The organism is Escherichia sp. WS3227_2, assembly GCF_046486495.1.
Lineage (GTDB): Bacteria > Pseudomonadota > Gammaproteobacteria > Enterobacterales > Enterobacteriaceae > Escherichia > Escherichia coli.
The window spans coordinates 227258-248817 of sequence record NZ_JBJQLG010000003.1 but is presented as its reverse complement, the minus strand read 5'-3'; the positions used below and the strand labels follow the sequence as shown (position 1 = coordinate 248817).

General features: G+C 49.7%; 15 protein-coding genes. 7 read left to right on the top strand and 8 right to left on the bottom strand.

The window, feature by feature from the left end; translation table 11 throughout:
* Positions 1 to 21: 21 nt before the first annotated feature.
* From hipA to lsrR, 5 genes are all read right to left on the bottom strand, one after another.
* The gene (gene hipA, locus ACJHXB_RS06500) at positions 22 to 1344 is read right to left on the bottom strand and encodes a type II toxin-antitoxin system serine/threonine protein kinase toxin HipA (RefSeq protein WP_001125419.1); all 1323 of its coding nucleotides are present in this window, start codon (positions 1342 to 1344) and stop codon (positions 22 to 24) included.
* Entirely contained in the window at positions 1344 to 1610 is a 267-nt protein-coding gene (gene hipB, locus ACJHXB_RS06495; protein WP_001366357.1) for a type II toxin-antitoxin system antitoxin HipB, read from the bottom strand. Before hipB ends, hipA begins: the two co-directional genes overlap by 1 nt.
* Positions 1611 to 1820: 210 nt before the next feature.
* On the bottom strand, positions 1821 to 7241 hold the full coding sequence (locus ACJHXB_RS06490; RefSeq protein WP_410233475.1) for an ECSE_1600 family autotransporter: 5421 nt from the start codon (positions 7239 to 7241) through the stop codon (positions 1821 to 1823).
* A 530-nt stretch (positions 7242 to 7771) separates the two neighbouring features.
* Entirely contained in the window at positions 7772 to 9364 is a 1593-nt protein-coding gene (lsrK, locus tag ACJHXB_RS06485; protein WP_000113143.1) for an autoinducer-2 kinase, read from the bottom strand.
* 78 nt (positions 9365 to 9442) lie between these two features.
* On the bottom strand, positions 9443 to 10396 hold the full coding sequence (gene lsrR, locus ACJHXB_RS06480) for a transcriptional regulator LsrR (protein ID WP_410233474.1): 954 nt from the start codon (positions 10394 to 10396) through the stop codon (positions 9443 to 9445).
* A gap of 248 nt (positions 10397 to 10644) precedes the next feature.
* Between lsrR and lsrA the strand changes: the two genes are divergently transcribed.
* The 7 genes from lsrA to tam are packed head-to-tail and all read left to right on the top strand — an operon-like array spanning position 10645 to position 17258.
* A complete protein-coding gene (gene lsrA, locus ACJHXB_RS06475; RefSeq protein WP_001194903.1) occupies positions 10645 to 12180 on the top strand; it encodes an autoinducer 2 ABC transporter ATP-binding protein LsrA in 1536 nt (511 codons plus the stop codon).
* Entirely contained in the window at positions 12174 to 13202 is a 1029-nt protein-coding gene (lsrC, locus tag ACJHXB_RS06470) for an autoinducer 2 ABC transporter permease LsrC (RefSeq protein ID WP_000911181.1), read from the top strand. Before lsrA ends, lsrC begins: the two co-directional genes overlap by 7 nt.
* Entirely contained in the window at positions 13202 to 14194 is a 993-nt protein-coding gene (gene lsrD, locus ACJHXB_RS06465; RefSeq protein ID WP_001222731.1) for an autoinducer 2 ABC transporter permease LsrD, read from the top strand. The genes lsrC and lsrD overlap by 1 nt, the downstream gene beginning before the upstream one ends.
* An 11-nt stretch (positions 14195 to 14205) precedes the next feature.
* Complete coding sequence (gene lsrB / locus ACJHXB_RS06460) at positions 14206 to 15228, top strand: autoinducer 2 ABC transporter substrate-binding protein LsrB (RefSeq protein WP_000172483.1); 1023 nt, start codon at positions 14206 to 14208, stop codon at positions 15226 to 15228.
* A gap of 26 nt (positions 15229 to 15254) precedes the next feature.
* Entirely contained in the window at positions 15255 to 16130 is an 876-nt protein-coding gene (lsrF, locus tag ACJHXB_RS06455; protein ID WP_000774158.1) for a 3-hydroxy-5-phosphonooxypentane-2,4-dione thiolase, read from the top strand.
* Positions 16131 to 16152: 22 nt separating this feature from the next.
* Positions 16153 to 16443: a (4S)-4-hydroxy-5-phosphonooxypentane-2,3-dione isomerase gene (gene lsrG, locus ACJHXB_RS06450; RefSeq protein ID WP_000558527.1), complete on the top strand. Its 291-nt coding sequence runs from the start codon at positions 16153 to 16155 to the stop codon at positions 16441 to 16443.
* A gap of 56 nt (positions 16444 to 16499) precedes the next feature.
* Entirely contained in the window at positions 16500 to 17258 is a 759-nt protein-coding gene (gene tam / locus ACJHXB_RS06445) for a trans-aconitate 2-methyltransferase (protein WP_410233473.1), read from the top strand.
* 3 nt (positions 17259 to 17261) lie between these two features.
* Here the strand turns inward: tam and ACJHXB_RS06440 are convergent, their stop codons facing one another.
* The 3 genes from ACJHXB_RS06440 to ACJHXB_RS06430 form a co-directional block, all read right to left on the bottom strand.
* Positions 17262 to 18176 (bottom strand): bestrophin family protein, encoded by a 915-nt coding sequence (locus ACJHXB_RS06440; RefSeq protein ID WP_001469144.1) that lies wholly within the window; start codon positions 18174 to 18176, stop codon positions 17262 to 17264.
* A gap of 196 nt (positions 18177 to 18372) precedes the next feature.
* Entirely contained in the window at positions 18373 to 19824 is a 1452-nt protein-coding gene (gene uxaB / locus ACJHXB_RS06435) for a tagaturonate reductase (RefSeq protein ID WP_000854633.1), read from the bottom strand.
* Between the two features lie 227 nt (positions 19825 to 20051).
* A complete protein-coding gene (locus tag ACJHXB_RS06430; RefSeq protein ID WP_000558440.1) occupies positions 20052 to 21470 on the bottom strand; it encodes a diguanylate cyclase in 1419 nt (472 codons plus the stop codon).
* Between the last annotated feature and the right edge of the window lie 90 nt (positions 21471 to 21560).

Sequence of the window (21560 nt, the reverse complement as noted above, 5' to 3'; positions counted from 1 at the left end):
ACAACGACCAAACCCCATATCTCACTTACTACCGTATTCTCGGCTTAACCGTCCATGCAACCTCAACACATTGGTTTCAACTGCCGTCACCACGTTCTCCGGAAAATCTGTCGGTAATGAAGTCTTCACGTTATCCAGTGCTGCCGGAATCATTCTGGCAAAGTCACTCAGGATTTCATGCATCTGCACTTCCGGAAATTTCAGCACCTTTGCTGTCGCCAGAAAATGTCGCGGATAAATTTTATCGATTGCCGTTTTTTTGCCTTTGGATGCGTTAAGCCCCATTGCCAGTTTGAGATCGCTGATGTGTATTCCTGCGCCACCCAATACCGGAAATGCTGAAATGATGTCGTAAAATGGCGTGAGTCGATAACTGCCGCCAGCCTGAATAAATACGGAGAAGTTTTTTGCATGGCCATCCGTTGCGCCAATCAACCACTGGAACACCTGAAACTTCATAAAATCATAGCGATCGCGAAGCGCCTCGCTGGACCCCATCAAAAAAGCCATGATCCGCGCGATGCCTGGGCCTCCATCTGATTCATATTTCACCGATGAAGGTAAACCAAATGTCTGACACATATCCTCCTGTGGCAAGCGAAGTAAAACCGTTCGCTCAGCATTCCAACGCCTGTCAAAACGTTCGACCGCTAACGCGCGCACATTTCCCGCTTTAATGATTTCTGCGTTCGGCACATTCAACCCAAGTTCTTTCGCCAGCAGCAGACAGTAATACTCATTATCAACGCTTTGGCTGAGATCGAGCGTCGCATTGGGCTGCCTGATTTCGCCAATCGGTAATTTAATGATGTGCGTCGTCGGCGTTATTCCTTTCGGAATGCACCAGTCATTGCCTATTCTGAGCAGCGCTGTCTTCTCCTGCGCGCCAGCAACCGAGATGCGAAAGTCATTTTCTTCTCTAATCATGCCCAGAGGGATATCTGCTTTATAAGCCGTTAATACTTCTTCAAGCCTGGCTTCAGTGAGCTGTTCCCATGCCATTATCGGGCGCGTTATGGTTTCATTTTCGGGTAATAACGTTACGGCACCAACGCTATCTCGCCCTATTTCTGACAATAAATCAAACGGTTGTCTGGATTTAGCATGATAACGTTTAACGATCCGGTCACGTACAATCGGGCTATCGGGTAACAGGTTATCGAAGAAGTTAAATACGGCATCAGAGGTGATATTCCCCCTCTGCAATGGCAGCGAAAGTGACAACGGTCTGGCATAACGGTTAGCTAACCACTCCGGTGCATACTTAAAGGTGTGCGCGCCATTGGCTAACTTCGTTAACTCGCCTACCCGCTGGTTGTTCATCCAAGTGACAAGTTTAGGCATTACCACTCCAGATCTTGCTGTTCTGTTGATTCTGGCGAGGCATTTTTCGTGTCGCATAGCGTCATTGAGAGTTCAAGCGACTGTAAAATCTTAAAAAATGTCATGAGCGTGGTATTGTCAGGGTTGTTTTCGAAATTGGAAATTGTCGCCTGCTTAATACCGATTTTTTTCGCCAGTTCGCTCTGCGTCCAGCCATTTTGCTGACGAACCAGTTTCATTGCATTCGCTAATTGCGTTGGGCTATAGATCTTCTGAAAGCTCATCATGTCATACGTCCACAGCATATTTATCCGCTCAAGGGGATATTATCAGTTTTATCCTTTAGTGGGGATAAAGTCAATCAGGAAACACATCTTATCCGCTCTACGGGATAAACGCTGTGATATCCGCGATCGCGGATAAAAAGGAGGATTTAAAAGTCGTTTGAAGTCGGCAATATTAAGCCGCATGCATCTTCGACATGCGGCTTATACGGTTTACCAGCTATATTTCACACCCAGCATGCCCTGAGTATCGCTATAGCCTTTATCACCTAGTTGCACACCGACATTCCCCCACAGGCTAAGGTTGTTATTTACTTTCGCCTCAACTCCGGTACGTACTTCACCGAGATTACGCGCACCATCACGGCTTACGGTTTGACCATTCATCTTCACGGCGTAGACTTCGCTATTGTTGATCCAGTTCGCTTCAATGTAAGGCTGGAACTCACGCTCTTTACCATCGTCACGCTGGTGATGGCTGTTCAGGTAGGTTTTCACCCCAAGTCGCGTTTGCACGTTTCCGTCGCCTTCTGTTTCAATGCGTGTTCCGTCTTTCCGGATATGGTCAGAATCTTTCACACCCATCCAGGTGATTTGCACCTGTGGCTGGACGTACCAGGTATTCAGCGTCCCTTCGCTGCCGCTAAATGTTCCCGCTTCAAAGGTATACCCACCCTCAACAGAGGCCGTCACACCGCGAGAATCATAGTCGTCAGCAGAACGGTTATCGGAACTGACGCTGTTATCAAACCAGTTATACAGCGCCCAGCTGTCAACATAAGCGCCGGTCTTATTCGCATCGTCCTGATACCAGGTCGCGTACATCCCAGCGCTGTAACCGCTGATGCGCCCATCCGATTTATAACCCACACGATTACTCTGAGTATTACTGTGCTGATTGGCGTAGCCTGCCATCACGCCAAGATGCCAGCGATCCTGCGCGTTGCTACTCCACTGCGCCAAATCGCCTCCTAGCTGCAATACATAGCGGTTAGCCTGAGTATTTAGCTGGCCGTCACCGGTCCTGAAACGTTCGTGCCCTCCGACATGACGCATCCACATATTGGTTGCCGAATCCTGAACTCGCAGTGAATCTGTATACTGCGGCTCACCCAGACGGTCGTGTAATCGATGGCTAAACAGCGAGTTGGCTGCGGCAATGTTGCTGATATAGCTTCCGGCCTCCGGGCGATAAACTGATGGGCCTTCCGGATCCACAACAGGGGGATTATTGATGGGATCGGGTGTATCCGCTGGCGTTACGCCGTCCCATTTACTGGTCAGATACCAGTTTTTCTCGTCATTCCCCTTCCCTTTAGCCAGCGTGTAGACGTAAGCCCCAGCTTCGACAGTTCCGGTGGTCAGCGCGAAGTTACCTGCAGAATTACCGCCAACCTCAATGAGTTCAATACCGTTGACCGTTTGTGCACCGACGCCGCCAATGTTATCAACCCGAACGCGAGTGTTCCCTTGGGTATCGCCTTTCACGTTCATCTTATCGGTGGGCGAATTATCGCCGCCCAGCGTCGCGTTGAACGTCATCAGGCCATTGTTTCCGGTATAGTTACCGTTAACGGTCAGTACATTCCCCGGTTTCCCCCCTTCGCTGTTCATTTGAACCGTGCCACCATTCTCCAGGTTACCGCCGACAGTGGTTTTAGCGACACGCAGTGTCCCCCTTGGCATAACGTTCACATCACCTGCAGTGGTGACATTTCCCGACATCACACCGCTGTTATGGATATTAATGTGCTGACTTGCCATATTAATGGCAGAGTCGGAACCGAAAGCAATTTCACCACCCACGATATCCGTCGTACCCTGATACGCCGCGGAATCGTTGTTAAGAGTCAGGATCCCGGTCCCCAGTTTTGTCACATCGCCGCTACCGGTGATACTGTGCGTCATCGCCCAGCTACGCTCAGTGGCGATGGTGAGCAGGCCATTATTGATAACGGAAGCATCACCCAGGTTTTTCTGCTCGTTGACGCTGAGCGCGCTGCCTGTATCAATGTTGAATTGCCCCACAAAGCGGCTATTATCGCCATTCAGCTCTACGTCTGTCCTGGCGGTTGCGCTCACGATACCCTTCCCGCTTATGCTATTACGCAGTTCGCCGGTCACGTTTTTTAGCGTTAACAGACCGTCACTAGCAATATTTCCTCTGCCTAACCCCTGCGTATTGTCGAGGCTGACTTCCGCATTTGGGCTAATGCTGGTTAAGGCATTGTAGCGTGCATTAAGCCCCTCGATAGCCAGTGTTCCCCCTGTAACATTCAGGTTTCCGCCACCTGTCAGTTCGCCCTGACTGATCCCACCTTTATTCACCGTCAGCGACCCCTCTTTAAACAAAACAGTCGAACCCATCAGCCCGGTGAATGTCTCTACCGTCTGGGCCGATCCATTAAGATCGACGATGGCCGCGTTGCTGATGTTCAGTTCCCGAGTATTGCCCAGCGCGCCATCCGCATCGGTACGTAATGTCCCCATCTGAACGTAGGTTGCCCCCTGATAGTCGTTCTGACCGTTGGAAAGCGAAACCTGTCGCACCGTATTGATTGCCAGATCCCCTTCACCACCGATTTTTGCCGACATATCGGCCGTTGCGCCATAGACTCCGCCATGTTCGGCTAACGTCAGCTTTTGCCCACCATGGATGTTCAGCGCTTTCAGCCCATAGTTAACATACAAACCATCACCAGGTGCGGTCGTGAGGCGGAATCCATAATCACCCTCGGCGACCACTGTCCCGTTTTGTGCAATACGTAACGTTTTGTCCGCTTCCACCTCGTCGCCCTGTAAATCACGTAACGTTAATGAGCCACCCGACCCAATAACCATTTGCGCCTTCACCAGTTGAACGCCGACATGACTATCATCGTGTTCCAGCAAATTGAGCGTCGTCAGAGGGTTATTCGCCATGGGATCATTCCACGGTTTAGGCACGTCGATAAGCACGTCGCCCATCCCGTTTACCTGATAGTTACGGCCTTTCCAGGTGTAGTCACCCGCGCCGACAACCAGCGTATCGACGCTGATATATCCCTCCGCAAGCGTCGCAGCAGGTATATCCGTATCGAAAGTGAGCGTACCGCCATTCATGGCTAGTCCACCAATGGATTGCTCTCCCACTTTTACCGATGTGGTATTTTCACTGTCAGACTGCAGCATCGCGTGAGTAAGCGCAGCGGTGTTGTCGCGTTCCAGTGTGAAGGTACTGTCTTTCAGTTGGGCAACACCGGCGAATTCAGTCCCTGCTGCATGGGTAAAGCCAAACATTTTGTCGGAGGATGACAGTTGCACTCGCATCAAGCCATCGCCTTTGAGCGCATTGGTCAGCGTGTAATCTCCTGCACTGTTCGTTGATGCGAGAATGTCGAGCGTACCGGGGCTTGCAATGGTTACTTCACTCGACCCCATGCCTGTTACCCCATCTGCCGTATGTGACGCAATGGTCAGGAGGCCGCCATTGACCAACGTTTTACCGCTATAAGTATTCCCTGCATTGAACACCGTATGGCCTGCATCATGCATCACTTTTCCGTCTTTATCGTCACCCGTAATCAGCATATCGACCTGGTAGCCGGCATCACTGTTATTGGTATGATTAAAGACAAAAACGCCTTCGCCAAGACCAAACTCCACTTTCGTCGCATTGGTGATAAACCCGGCATCTGCCGCCGCCTCACCGTGAGCAGCACCAATGTTTAGCGTTCCTACAGCAGGCTCAAAAACACCTAAGTAAACTTCTCCACCTTCGACATTCAGCGTACCGTTATTCGTCAGGGTTAACGTACCCGTGCCTGTCGTCCCTACGTTCATATTGAATGTTTCAAGAAGAGAGTTCTGCCCATCCACCCGCACGTCGCCCTTACTTTTGTCATTGAGAGCTATTTGTGTATCACGCGCTTTAACTATACCTCCGGTGGTAATATTCAGTTCACCCGTGCCTAATACACCGACCTGTAGCAATTGGGCGTTAGTAGATGACGTTTTTAAATTCCAGAGACTATCCGTTGAAATATTAACTATCCCCTTACCGGAGGCATTTCCTCCGATAAATCCATAGCCCGTTGAATTAAGAGTGGCACCATTACTGACATTTACGATGCCGCTACCAAAATTACCGACATTGATACCTACAGTATCGAACAATGATGTCGCATCCATCAGGTTCAGTGTGCCGATACCGCTTGCTTTATCGCCCAAAAAAGTAATATTTTGCGATACGAACTTACCGCCATCGCTGATATTGAGGTTTCCGACGCCCGCAACACCAATAGTGGTATAGACATTCTTATTGACCTCCCACATCCCCCCCGTGGTGATGCTAACCTTCCCGACGCCGGTTTCTCCATAACCGAGTGAGCTTCCTCCGTTGCTGACAACAAGCCCCTCATTACTGATATTCATTTCGCCGTGGCCGTCATAACCAAGATTAGTTCCGAGATTAGTGATAACGGAGTTCTTATCCTTAACAGTAATGTTGCCTGTGCCTGTTTCTTTCATCCCCGCAGTGATAATTCCCGAATCTACTTTGCCTTCACTCGAGACATTAAGTTCACCGTCGCCAGCATCACCGATATAGATATAGCGGAAAGCTTCGCCCGTTCCGAGGAAATTCCAATGCCCTTTATCGGTCACGTTGACGACACCGTGGGACCCGTCCTGAACGCCCACCAATGAATATTCTTTATTATTAATCAGTCCATTATTGGAAATATTGACTGTGCCATTACCGAAATATCCATTATAGAGTCTGCGTACCGTGATGACAGAGTCTTGATCCTGCACATTCAGGGTTCCGATACCGGTGGGATTGCCACCGATAATCGTATTTTCAGCCGTAATTAGCCCCCCATCGCGAATAGTTGCTTCGCCCGTCCCTTGATTACCAATTTGAAATTCAATTGAGGAATCATTATTTTTTATTAGCCACTCGCCACCCTTTTCAACGACAACCTTACCATTACTGTTCGCCTGATATCCTACAATGGCGACTATTGAACTCGTGACGTAACCCTTATCCGTAATATTTAATGAGCCTGTACCGTAACTCCCTATTTCGAATAATTCGGTCGTCAGAACCGAGTCCTCTCCCTCAACATTGACCGTCCCGACGCCTCCTGTCGAAGAACCTATCCTTAAATATCCTCCATCAACGTGACCCTTCTGTTTAATATTCAGCGTCCCCGTTCCGGATTGACCCACATTTAAAGGCCTTGCATTATTTCCGCTATCATACAATCGCCAGGTACCACCCAAAACGTTAACGGTGCCCTCCGAGTCCTCATTAGCGCCAATGACGCTGGTAGTAATAGTGGTTAAGGAGGCATTACCGCCAGCCAAAATATTAAGCACTCCAGTGCCATACCACCCAACCAGGTAGGCATCGTAAGCAACATCAGTATTAATATTGGTAATCTGACCATTATCAACTTCCAGACTCGCACCTGACGCTGAACCGCTTAGTGCCAGCAAAACACCCAGCGTCAATCTACTGAATTTCGTTGTCAGTCCAGAGGACTTACGTAAATTAACCGTTGATGTTTTACCTACCCTGCGAGTTAATTCCGAGCAGGCCTGAAATACCTGTAGGGTGCAATTCCATATCACGCGATAGATTCTATTCATATAAACGCTCCATATACAAACAATACAGCCACGAAAGAGATGAGTCATCAGACGTTAAAAATGAAACTTATTAAGTTGTCAGAGGTCTGTATTGAGTGTTGGTTGGAGGTGGGAAGGTGTCAATTTGGCTAATTTGCTAATACTTTCGAATCGATAGATTAAAAATTGCATAGTTCTTATTTTATTTAAAAATGAACCATGAGTTATTGTTGCTTAATAAGAAAACTGTTTCTTTCAATAAGAAGATTATCATCATCATATTTAACAAAGAATAGCACTAATTGCTAAAAAAAGAAGTTTATTAAACCCCTTTTTCATCCATTAATGCCTTTAGGAATATTCGCTATAAAATAATGGTTATGCTTAATATTTTAAGAAAAATAGCAATTTCCCCTTGAATATATTACTGGCGATGGAACGATGAATTTGCAAGCTGGCATTTAACAAGCCAGCTCTAAAAGAAGGGAAATGAGAATACCAATACTCAAAAACTAACAGCCACGGTCATCATGATGTGGCTGTCAATGAAACTATAACCCAGGCGCTTTCCATAACGAAGTCGTCAGTCCATGATCAACCAGCCCCAGCTGATCCTGATAAACTGCCTGCCACTTATCGCGTGAATCCTGATAAAGTTCATGCTTTTCCGGGTCTGGTGAGTGCGTTCGTTCCCAGCGAACCAGGCGTTCTCCGGTTTCTGCCATTGATGAAAAAATTCCGGCACCGACGCCAGCTGCAATGGCACATCCTAATGCGGTGGCTTCTTTGACTACCGGAATATTGACGGGTAATCCCGAGACATCAGCGAGAATTTGACTCCATAATTTCCCTTTTGAACCTCCGCCTGCAAAGACTAACGATGAAGGATGAATATTCGAGAAATCAGCGATTTGTTGCAAATTACACGCTGATACAATCGCCGCATTTTCTTCCAGCGCACGGAACAATGTCGCTTTGTTACATTTATCCGGATCAATAGACAAATTAATAAAGGAAGGCGCAGCGTGATACCAGGTTTTAAAGCGCATTCTGTCGGAGAATATCGGCATTACCCCCCACGACCCTGGCGGCACCCGACTTGCCATCTCTTCAAGCAGCGTATAGGTGTCGATGCCTAAACGTTCGGCAATCAGTTTTTCTTCGGCACAGAAAGCATCGCGGAACCAGCGCATGGTGAGTCCGGTAAAAAAGCTTATAGATTCAGCTTGTACCATGCCAGGAATAACATGAGGATTAACGCGCACGTTCATTTCTGGGTCTGTCACCGGCGCGGCTAAGTTTACAACTTGCTGCCAGAATGTACCGCCAAGAACAGCGGTTTGTGCCGGACGGACAACGCCTAACCCCAGGCAACCAAGTTGCACGTCGCCTCCTCCAACGACCACCGGAGTGCCCGCCTTCAGACCGCAGAGTTCCGCCGCTTGTGAACTTACCACGCCCAGCAATGTGCCGGTTTCTTTGACAGGAGAAAGAATATCGGCCCGTAGTCCGGCCATATCCAGCAATGCAGGTTTCCAGTCACGGGTGGTTAGGTCAAGAAGTCCCGTGGTGCCAGCGTTAGAGGGATCCACCGCCAGTTCGCCGCTGAGCATATAGGCCAGCCAGTCGCTGATCATGGTGATGGTTGATGCCTGACGGTAAATATCGGAACGATGGTGCGCCAGCCAAAGTAATCTGGGAATAGCGCTTAAAGCCAGCGTTTGTCCGGTGGCGCGATAAACTTCGTTTTCAAAGGTATTGTTGTGCAGTTCTTTAAGTTCGCTAACTTCGCGCGCCGCTCTGGCATCCACATTGGCGCAGGCCCAGATCGGTGTTCCTTCATTGTTATATAAAACAATGCCTTCGCGCATCGAACATGCCGAAACGGCAGCGATATACTCCGGGGCTATGCCGGCGTTGTGAAGCGCCTGGCGCATACACTCACACGCCAGTTGCCAGTTTTTGTTGAGATCAAACTCCATAGAACCAGGAACGTCCGGTACTGCCAGGTGCCGCCACTCCGCCTGTCCCACTGCTATTTGATTGCCTTCCAGGTCGAATATCACAGCCCGAATACTTCCGGTGCCTGCATCCAGCGCCATCAGGTAGTACTTTGATTCTGAAGGGGTAAAGAGTCGAGCCATTAGATTATCCTCGGCTTATGCGTTCTGTCTGTTCCTCTATACGTTCTCCATCATTCCCGGTAATAAGGTCATGCAAATTTAACTACGTAAAATCGCCGCTGCTGTGTCCTGATCGGTAACCAGTGCGTTGATATAGCCGCCTTTCATTGCAGCGGCAATGGCTTCGGCTTTATTTTCTCCCCCTGCTACGCCAACCCGGACGGGAATGGTCTTCAGCGCGCTTAAAGGTAAGCCAATCAGTTCGTTATGTATTTTAATATCCGTGACAACGTCACCTTTTGCATCAAAAAAGTAGCCTAAAATGTCGCCAACCGCCCCTTTTCGACCAATCATTAACTGTTCGCCCTGGCTGATATAGCCGGAGCGAATGATTGTTGCGTCGTCTTGTTGACTCACAGCCCCAATGCCGACAATCGCCACATCCGCTGCTTGCGCGGCTAGCAGAACGTCTTTGACGCAATTTTCATTTTTTAGCGTACGGGCAATGTCAGCGGAGGATGCCCGCAACGGAGCCGGAATAATATTCACACTGCACGCCGCGTTAAGCTGCCCGATACCCGTCATATAAGAACCGACGCCACCGGAGAGCGTGACCAGGCGAATTTGCTGTGACGAAATAAAACCACTTAAGCGTTGCAGCGTATTCATGGTTGCCTCGCCAAAACCAATCGCCAGCATCTGTTGTGGTTGAAGTAAACTCATCAACATATGCGCCGTGCCTATCCCCAGTCGCCCGCCGACATCAGCATCCGCAAGCCCAGGGATCACCCGGACATGTTGTAGCGAAAACTGACGACGTAATTGTGTTTCATATTCCAGACAGCCTTCAAAGCGAGAATTAATCTGCACGCGAATAATGCCGGACTGATGCCCTTTCTCCAGTAATCGCGACACTTTCAAACGGGTCAGCCCGAGACGATCGCTGATCTCGCTCTGGGTCAGCCCGTCGTGGTAGTAAAACCACGCGATCCGCGCGACCTGTTCTTCTTCACACATTCCCTGTTCTGAAATTGCCGAATCGTTGATTGTCATAATTCATTCTTCACTTTGAACATATTTAAATCTTTAATGCAATTGTTCAGTTCTTGCGCATTTATATCTGTGATAGCAACCACAGTTTGACTCTACGAGCATGAACAAACGCAACCGTGAAAATCAAAATAGCATAAATTGTGATCTATTCGTCGGAAATATATGCAATGCCCGCCTAAGGTTATGAACAAATTAAAAGCAAAAATACATTTGTTCAAAACTCACCTGCAAAACTGAACGGGGGAAATATGCAAACGAGTGATACCCGCGCGTTACCGCTACTTTGCGCCCGCTCGGTTTATAAACAGTATTCAGGGGTTAATGTCCTGAAAGGCATCGATTTTACGTTGCATCAGGGGGAGGTCCACGCCCTGCTCGGCGGCAATGGTGCCGGTAAATCGACGTTAATGAAGATTATTGCCGGTATTACCCCTGCTGATAGCGGTACGCTGGAGATTGGGGGCAACAACTACGTCAGATTAACGCCAGTTCATGCTCATCAGCTGGGCATTTATCTCGTTCCCCAGGAACCGCTGCTTTTTCCAAGCCTGTCGATAAAAGAAAACATCCTGTTTGGTCTGGCAAAAAAACAACTCTCCATACAGAAAATGAATAACTTGCTGGCGGCGCTGGGCTGCCAGTTTGATCTGCATAGTCTGGCAGGATCGCTGGATGTCGCCGATCGCCAAATGGTGGAAATCCTCCGCGGGCTGATGCGCGATTCGCGAATTCTGATCCTCGATGAACCTACCGCCTCGCTTACTCCCGCCGAAACCGAACGTTTGTTTATTCGCTTGCGGGAGCTGCTTGCTACTGGCGTGGGTATTGTTTTTATCTCGCATAAGCTGCCGGAAATTCGCCAGATTGCCGACCGAATTAGCGTGATGCGCGACGGAACCATCGCCTTAAGCGGCAAAACCAGCGAACTGTCTACCGACGACATTATTCAGGCCATCACGCCAGCGCTACGGGAAAAATCGCTCTCTGCCAGCCGAAAATTATGGCTGGAGTTACCTGGCAACCGCGCACAACATGCCGCCGGAACGTCGATGCTGACACTAGAAAATCTGACCGGCGAAGGTTTCAGGAATGTCAGCCTGACGCTCAATGCCGGAGAAATTCTGGGTCTGGCTGGGCTGGTGGGTGCCGGACGCACAGAACTGGCCGAGACGCTCTATGGTCTGCGTACTTTGCGTGGCGGACGCATTATGCTGAATGGTAAAGAGATCAATAAATTATCCACTGGAGAACGTTTACTGCGCGGTCTGGTTTATCTGCCGGAAGATCGCCAGTCATCCGGACTGAATCTCGATGCTTCGCTGGCCTGGAACGTCTGCGCCCTTACTCATAACCTTCGTGGATTCTGGGCGAAAACCGCGAAAGATAATGCCACCCTGGAACGATATCGTCGGGCGCTGAATATTAAATTTAACCAACCGGAACAAGCTGCACGGACATTATCCGGTGGCAACCAGCAAAAAATCCTGATTGCCAAATGCCTGGAAGCTTCGCCGCAAGTATTGATTGTCGATGAGCCGACGCGCGGCGTGGATGTCTCGGCGCGTAATGATATCTACCAACTGTTGCGCAGCATCGCCGCACAGAATGTGGCTGTGCTGCTTATCTCCTCTGATCTCGAAGAGATCGAACTGATGGCAGATCGCGTGTATGTGATGCATCAGGGCGAAATTGCCCACTCTGCACTGACCGGGCGCGATATTAATGTCGAGACCATTATGCGCGTTGCCTTCGGCGATAGTCAGCGTCAGGAGGCGTCATGCTGAAATTTATTCAGAACAACCGTGAAATCACGGCACTGCTGGCGGTGGTGCTGCTGTTTGTATTACCCGGTTTTCTCGACCGTCAGTATTTAAGTGTGCAAACGCTGACCATGGTTTATAGCAGCGCGCAAATCCTGATCCTGCTGGCAATGGGCGCGACGCTGGTAATGCTTACGCGCAATATTGATGTTTCAGTGGGTTCGATTACCGGAATGTGCGCGGTGCTGTTGGGGATGTTACTGAACGCGGGGTATTCACTACCTGTTGCTTGTGTCGCGACTTTACTGCTTGGTTTGCTCGCGGGATTTTTCAACGGTGTCCTGGTCGCGTGGCTAAAGATCCCTGCCATTGTTGCCACCCTTGGAACGTTAGGGTTGTACAGAGGCATCATGTTGCTGTGGACTGGCGGTAAATGGATTGAGGGATTACCCGCCGAACTGAAACAACTCTCCGCCCCGCTGCTGTTTGGCGTTTCCGCGATTGGTTGGTTGACGATAATTCTGGTGGCATTTATGGCCTGGCTGCTGGCAAAGACGGCGTTTGGACGCAGTTTTTATGTCACGGGCGATAATTTACAGGGCGCTCGTCAACTGGGCGTTCGTACGGAAGCCATTCGCATTGTGGCATTTTCGTTGAACGGCTGCATGGCGGCACTGGCGGGAATTGTGTTTGCTTCGCAGATTGGTTTTATCCCCAACCAGACCGGTACCGGGCTGGAGATGAACGCAATTGCAGCCTGCGTGCTGGGCGGCATTAGTTTGCTCGGCGGTTCCGGCGCGATCATCGGTGCGGTATTAGGCGCATGGTTTCTGACGCAGATCGATAGCGTACTGGTGCTGTTGCGCATTCCGGCATGGTGGAACGATTTTATCGCGGGCCTCGTGCTGCTGGCGGTGCTGGTGTTTGATGGACGCCTGCGTTGTGCGCTGGAACGTAATCTGCGGCGGCAAAAATATGCCCGCTTTATGATGTCACCGCCATCCGTTAAACCCGCTTCGTCAGGTAAAAAACGGGAGGCCGCATAATGCGTATTCGCTACGGTTGGGAACTGGCTCTTGCCGCACTGCTCGTTATTGAGATTGTCGCATTTGGTGCAATTAACCCGCGGATGTTAGATCTTAATATGTTGCTGTTCAGCACCAGTGACTTTATCTGCATTGGCATTGTCGCCCTACCGCTGACGATGGTGGTTGTCAGTGGCGGGATCGATATTTCGTTTGGTTCGACCATCGGCCTCTGCGCCATTGCATTGGGCGTACTGTTTCAAAGTGGTGTGCCGATGCCGCTGGCGATTCTCCTGACCTTACTGCTCGGCGCATTGTGCGGGCTGATCAACGCCGGATTAATTATCTATACCAAAGTTAACCCGCTGGTGATTACGCTTGGCACGCTGTATCTGTTTGCCGGAAGTGCCCTGCTGCTTTCCGGGATGGCCGGAGCGACGGGGTACGAAGGTATTGGTGGATTCCCGATGGCGTTTACAGATTTCGCTAACCTGGATGTGCTGGGACTCCCCGTTCCGCTGATTATCTTTCTGATATGTCTCCTCGTTTTCTGGCTCTGGCTGCATAAAACCCATGCCGGACGTAACGTGTTTTTGATTGGGCAAAGCCCGCGCGTGGCGCTTTATAGCGCGATTCCAGTTAACCGCACCTTATGTGCGCTCTATGCCATGACGGGGCTGGCGTCTGCAGTCGCCGCTGTGCTGCTGGTATCGTATTTTGGTTCAGCACGCTCCGATCTCGGTGCGTCGTTTCTGATGCCCGCCATCACCGCCGTGGTGCTTGGCGGTGCCAATATTTATGGTGGTTCCGGTTCCATTATCGGCACCGCCATTGCGGTTTTATTAGTGGGATATTTGCAACAAGGTTTGCAAATGGCAGGAGTGCCAAATCAGGTGTCCAGCGCCCTTTCCGGTGCGCTACTTATCGTCGTTGTCGTAGGTCGTTCCGTTAGCCTGCATCGCCAGCAAATTAAAGAGTGGCTGGCGCGTCGGGCCAATAACCCATTGCCATAAAGGATATCTTCATGACACTTCATCGCTTTAAGAAAATCGCCTTACTTAGCGCGCTTGGCATTGCCGCAATCTCTATGAATGTGCAGGCCACAGAGCGTATTGCATTTATTCCCAAACTGGTTGGCGTGGGATTTTTTACCAGCGGTGGCAACGGCGCACAACAAGCGGGTAAAGAGCTGGGCGTTGATGTGACCTACGACGGGCCGACAGAACCCAGTGTTTCTGGTCAGGTACAGTTGATTAATAACTTCGTTAATCAGGGTTATAACGCCATTATCGTTTCTGCGGTTTCGCCTGATGGCTTGTGTCCGGCACTGAAACGCGCCATGCAACGTGGTGTGAGAGTGCTGACCTGGGACTCTGATACTAAACCGGAGTGCCGCTCTTACTACATTAATCAGGGAACGCCCGCCCAGTTGGGAGGTATGTTGGTGGATATGGCGGCGCGTCAGGTAAATAAAGACAAAGCCAAAGTCGCGTTTTTCTACTCAAGCCCCACCGTTACGGACCAAAACCAGTGGGTGAAAGAGGCGAAAGCGAAAATCGCCAAAGAGCATCCAGGCTGGGAAATTGTCACTACGCAGTTTGGCTATAACGATGCCACTAAATCGTTACAAACTGCAGAAGGAATATTAAAAGCGTATAGCGATCTCGACGCCATTATCGCCCCCGACGCCAACGCCCTGCCCGCTGCCGCACAAGCCGCAGAAAACCTGAAAAATGACAAAGTTGCGATTGTCGGATTCAGTACGCCAAACGTGATGCGTCCATATGTGGAACGCGGCACGGTGAAAGAATTTGGCCTGTGGGATGTGGTTCAGCAAGGCAAAATTTCAGTTTATGTCGCGGATGCATTATTGAAAAAAGGATCAATGAAAACGGGCGACAAGCTGGATGTTCAGGGCGTAGGTCAGGTGGAAGTCTCGCCAAACAGCGTTCAGGGCTATGACTACGAAGCGGATGGTAATGGCATCGTACTGTTACCGGAGCGCGTGATATTCAACAAAGAGAATATCGGCAAATACGATTTCTGATGTGCATTACTTAACCGGAGTAAGTTATGGCAGATTTAGACGATATTAAAGATGGTAAAGATTTTCGTACCGATCAACCGCAAAAAAATATCCCTTTTACCCTGAAAGGTTGCGGTGCGCTGGATTGGGGAATGCAGTCACGCTTATCACGGATATTTAATCCGAAAACGGGTAAAACCGTGATGCTGGCCTTTGACCATGGTTATTTTCAGGGGCCGACTACCGGACTTGAACGCATTGATATAAATATCGCCCCGCTGTTTGAACATGCCGATGTATTAATGTGTACGCGCGGCATTTTGCGCAGCGTAGTCCCCCCGGCGACTAATAAGCCAGTGGTACTGCGGGCGTCAGGTGCGAACTCTATTCTGGCGGAATTAAGTAATGAAGCCGTGGCGTTATCGATGGATGACGCCGTGCGCCTGAACAGTTGCGCGGTGGCGGCGCAGGTTTATATCGGCAGCGAATATGAACATCAGTCGATCAAAAATATTATTCAGCTGGTCGATGCCGGAATGAAAGTGGGAATGCCGACCATGGCCGTGACTGGCGTGGGCAAAGATATGGTGCGCGATCAGCGTTATTTCTCGCTCGCGACTCGAATCGCCGCTGAAATGGGGGCGCAGATTATCAAAACTTATTATGTCGATAAAGGTTTTGAACGGATTGTTGCCGGATGTCCGGTACCCATTGTTATTGCTGGCGGTAAAAAATTACCGGAGCGCGAGGCGCTGGAAATGTGCTGGCAGGCTATCGATCAGGGCGCTTCTGGTGTGGATATGGGGCGTAATATTTTCCAGTCTGACCATCCGGTGGCGATGATGAAAGCCGTACAGGCGGTAGTACACCATAACGAAACGGCTGATCGGGCATATGAACTCTATCTGAGTGAAAAACAGTAACTGCGGATTAAGGAGAAGAAACATGCACGTCACACTGGTTGAAATTAACGTTCATGAAGACAAGGTTGACGAGTTTATCGAAGTTTTTCGCCAGAACCACCTGGGCTCGGTACAGGAAGAAGGCAATTTGCGCTTCGATGTCTTACAGGACCCGGAAGTGAATTCGCGCTTTTATATCTACGAAGCTTATAAAGATGAAGACGCAGTGGCGTTCCATAAAACCACGCCCCACTACAAAACCTGTGTCGCGAAACTGGAATCTTTAATGACCGGGCCGCGTAAAAAACGTCTGTTCAATGGGTTGATGCCGTGAGGCGAATTTATCAGTTTTATCTACACTAGGGGTAACGCGCTGACGGGAGTAAAAATATGTCTGACTGGAACCCCTCTTTATATCTGCACTTTGCCGCTGAACGATCGCGTCCGGCGGTGGAGCTGCTTGCCAGAGTGCCGCTGGAGAATATCGAATACGTTGCCGATCTTGGCTGTGGCCCAGGTAACAGCACCGCCCTGCTGCATCAACGTTGGCCTGCGGCCAAGATAACGGGCATCGACTCGTCTCCGGCGATGGTTGCCGAAGCGCGCAGTGCTTTGCCGGACTGCCAGTTTGTGGAAGCAGATATCCGCAATTGGCAACCGGAACAGACACTCGATCTGATTTTTGCTAATGCCTCACTGCAATGGCTGCCCGACCACTACGAATTGTTCCCTCATCTGGTTTCTTTACTTAATTCGCATGGTGTGTTGGCAGTACAGATGCCAGATAACTGGCTAGAGCCAACCCATGTGCTCATGCGCGAAGTCGCCTGGGAACAAAATTATCCGGATCGCGGGCGTGAGCCGCTGGCTGGCGTTCATGCTTACTACGATATTTTGAGCGAAGCCGGATGTGAGGTCGATATCTGGCGAACCACCTACTATCACCAGATGCCGTCGCACCAGGCGATTATCGATTGGGTGACCGCCACTGGATTACGTCCGTGGTTACAGGATCTGACCGAGAGCGAACAGCAGCAGTTTCTTACGCGCTACCATCAGATGCTGGAAGAGCAGTATCCACTGCAAGAGAACGGAGAGATACTGCTGGCATTTCCGCGTCTGTTTATTGTTGCCCGGCGTACGGAGTAAATATTACGTCAGCTGGTAATGACGATCGGGAAGAATTTTTGCTGGAATTTCTGTTTCATCGTTCATCTGTAACAGGTCAATTTCAATAGCGTTGCAGATGGCATCCAGCGGTAAATCATTGTTTTCAGTACCGAAGGGATCTTCCAGTTCTTCCGCCAGACAATCCAGCGAAATAAAAGTGTAGGAAATCAGCACAGAGATAAAAGGCGTCATGTAATGCAGGTCCACGACCAGCGCGAACGGCAGCATGATACAAAACAGATAAACGGTACGATGCAAAATCAGGGTGTAGGCAAAGGGAATTGGCGTGTAGGCAATGCGCTCGCAGCCTGCCAGAACCGCTGAAATATCGTTAAGCCGATCGTTGAGGCTAATAAACAGGATATCTGAAAGCTGTCCATTGCGGCGCTGAACCGCCAACCATTCTCCCATTATTAACAAGATACGGTTAGCTGGAGAGTTCGAAGCCAGTACACGCTGAAGATCTTCAGTCTTGAGATAATGTGCCAGCACTTCCGCCTGTGGCTGTTTGCGTAATGTCATGCGTAAACAATGGGCGAAGGCAATTTGCAGCCGGGCAAACTCCCTTACACTTGCCGAATCCGGCAATGTCGTTTTTACCTCCCGCAGTAACGACCGTGAGGCAATCATCAACTGCCCCCAAAGTTTTCGCGCTTCAACGTAACGGGCGTACCCGGCATTATTACGAAAACCAAGAAAAATGGCGATGGCGACACCGAGAATGCTGAACGGTGCGAGGGTGAATTTGATGCCCAGATGCGTGTACCAGGGCAGCATGAAAATAACAGCGATAGAAAAGAGAAAATTGAGTAGTAAGCGCGAGGATATCTTGGATAATACTGAGCCATGCCAGACAAAAATACGGCGCAGCCAGTGTTGTTGTGGACGAACAATCATGGTTATCTTCAGGCGTGGAAAAGTCGCCCTATTAAACGTGATTACGATCACATTCTCAAGACGCTACGTACAAATTACCTACAAGCTTACAACATTAACAGATGCTGCATGTGGCACCTGTTAATGATAAAGGCATATAGGATGTTGTAACTAATATAGTGAAATGAGAAACCCGGTCGAAACCGGGTTCAGAGTATTAGCACAACGGGCGTACAGCTTCGCGCATCCCTTTTTCGAGAATCGCATCCAGGTCATTAGCCACCTGCTCGACCAGACCAGGCACTTGCGTCAGGTCCTGCTCCCAGTGGTCTTTTTCTGCCAACACAATCGCTACCAACTCTTGGGTGCCGATAACACGGTCACGATGCTGGCTCCAGAGTTGCTGATAACGTTCCAGCCAGTGTGCATCGTCCTGTACCGGATATGTTTCTCCGTTACGCTCACCGCGATAAAACGCAATCAATGCCGCTAATGCGAAAGTAAGGCGCGCCGGAAGTGTGCCGTTTGCCTTCTGCCCTGCCAGCAGCTGCGGCAGGATGCGTGTGCGGAACTTGGTCATACCGTTGAGCGCGATAGACAGCAGCTGATGCTTGATGTACGGGTTACGGAAACGTCCGGTGACTGCACTGGCGAAAGATTCCAGTTCATCACGAGGCAAATCCAGTACCGGAATAATTTCTTCGTAGATGGCTTTTTCAACGAATGCGCAAATTTCAGCATCGTTCATCGCTTCACCTACGGTATCCAGCCCTGCCTGGAACGCCACCGGCACCAGCGCGGTGTGCGCACCGTTGAGGATTGCCACTTTGCGTTCTTTGTACGGTTTAATATCGTCAACAATCAGCACGTTGAGCGGATATTTGTCCAGACGCAGTTCAGTCGCTAAGGATTTCGGCCCCTGAATCACAAACAGGTAAAAGTGTTCAGCGGTGTCGAGGAAACCATCGTGATAACCCAGTTCTTCTTCCAGTTTAGCCACTTCATCACGCGGATAGCCGGTAACGATACGGTCCACCAGCGTAGAACAGAAGCTGTTAGCCTGATCCAGCCATTGAATAAATGCTTCTGGCAGTGCCCACTCTTGCGCATAGCGCAGAACCAGTTCACGCAACGCGTCGCCATTGTAGTCGATCAACTCACACGGGATGATGATCCAACCTTTATCCAGCGCACCGTTGAAATGGCTAAAACGTTCGAACAGCAGACGGGTCAGTTTTGCCGGATAACTTACCGCCGGCGCGTCATCGAATTTATCGCCCGCATGGTAGCTGATACCCGCTTCGGTGGTGTTAGAGAAAACAAAGCGCATTTCCGGGTTGTGCGCCAGTTTCAGGAATTCATCGTATTCACTGTAGACGCTGATTTCACGATTAACCGAGCGAATCAGACGCGCGTCGCTGACCGCTTCACCCTTCTCATTCAGGCCACGTATAATGGTGGTGTACAGACCATCCTGTGTGCTCAGTGACGGTGGGAATGAAGTTTCAATCGGACGAACAACGACCACGCCAGAATTCAGATCGGTGTGCTCATTCAGGAGATCGATTTGCCAGTCAACAAAGGCGCGCAGGAAGTTACCTTCACCAAACTGAATGATACGTTCTGGATACTGTGCACCGGGAAAATCGCGACGATTTAGTGTTTTCACAATGGGTTCCCTTCTGATTAGTCATACAACCTGTTTGAATTGGTACGACAGGTTAGCAAACTTTAATACGCCGAACCCCTGTTTTGATCAACTCCTGATGATTAATGAGCAGTTTTATGAGAAAAGTGTGGCGCGGATCATGGTTTAATCGAGGAACTACGCCTTTTATTCGCTCAATAAAGTGGTAGAACACATTCCGTTTAAATCGCTGTGAATGAATAAAGATGTCAGACAACTTCCTCACCGTAACGCATAGTGCTGGTACGGTTGCGCCCATCTTTCTTCGAGCGATACAGACATGTATCGGCTTCGACCATCAATTTATTAAAGTCATCGGTCAGCGTTCGGTACGATGCGCAACCACTACCGACGCCAATACTTACCGTGAGATAAAGCGTTTTTTGTTGCCAGGTGAACGGTTGCAGTTCAACGCCTTTACGGATTTTTTCCGCCATTAGCAGACCATCGACAGGATTCACCGACGGCACTGCAACAGCAAATTCTTCGCCGCCCATTCGCGCCACCAGCCCCTTATCACCGACAATCTTCTGAATATGCTGGGCAAACACGCTTAACACTTTATCGCCACATTCATGTCCATAGTTATCGTTAATGCTTTTGAAATAGTCGATATCAAGCAGCATGACAGTCAGATGTTGTGTCTGTTTCAGCGATGGACTTTTCAGCGCCTCATAAAGACCGGACCGTGAGTAAACCTGAGTCAGAAAATCAAAGTCGGCTCGCAGCGCAACTTGCTTCATTAGCGAATTGATCGCTGCCACGCTAAAAGAAACCATAATTGGGCATATCGCCATCGTGGCAATACCGAGACGTGCGGAGAACATTTGCGGAATGGAGAACGGCGAACCGACCGAGATATCAATCACTGAATTTGCCACCAGTACGATTTCCACCGCACCGGTGACAAAGGTCAACAGACATGTTACCTGCGGCGTATAGCGCACTGCACACCAGATTAATGCAGGCAGCGGGAACGCCAGACTCCCCGCTCCGCCAATGACTACCGAGGCAATAACCGACACAATAAGCGCGATAGCGGGCATCATCTGTTCTGCTTTAAAGCGCGGCAGCACTCCAGGAATTGCCAACGTCAGCATACAAGGCACGATCAACACGCCCGTTGAGAATTGCTCACTGAACCAGTCCGCAAGCAAAGGCCAGAAATCCAGACTATCAATACTGACCGAACCGATCGCCCCGACAATAGCGCATAATAATGCGGCAATCAGACAGTAATTAAATAGCCGTAAGGCACTTACTGGCTCGTACTTATTTTTCCCCAGACGCTTATCCCGCGCGACCAGTAAGGCGACGGTAACAATAAACATCATATTGGAGAAATTGATAGCCAGTGAAACCAGCCCCCATTCGGTGGTTATGGCATCATAAACCAGCATTGCCACATAACTGATCGCATAGTAATGCAGTCGATTAAGCCAGACATAGCGGGCAAACACCCCCGCCATTACGCCATTCAGCGGCCAGAAAAGAGAAAGTTCGTGAACCAGCCGTAACTCTGCACCAATAAAATAGAACAGCGTGGTTAGCGCAAAAATAGCGATGCTATTACGTAGCAGATGACCTTCCTGGAACAAACGGAAAGTTGAAATGGGCTGTACATGCATTAATTATCTGTCCATACAATTGCTGATGGCAATTATCTCAACGTAATAAGTAAATTCTCATAAAGGATAGCATGTTCGCTGACAGCGGCG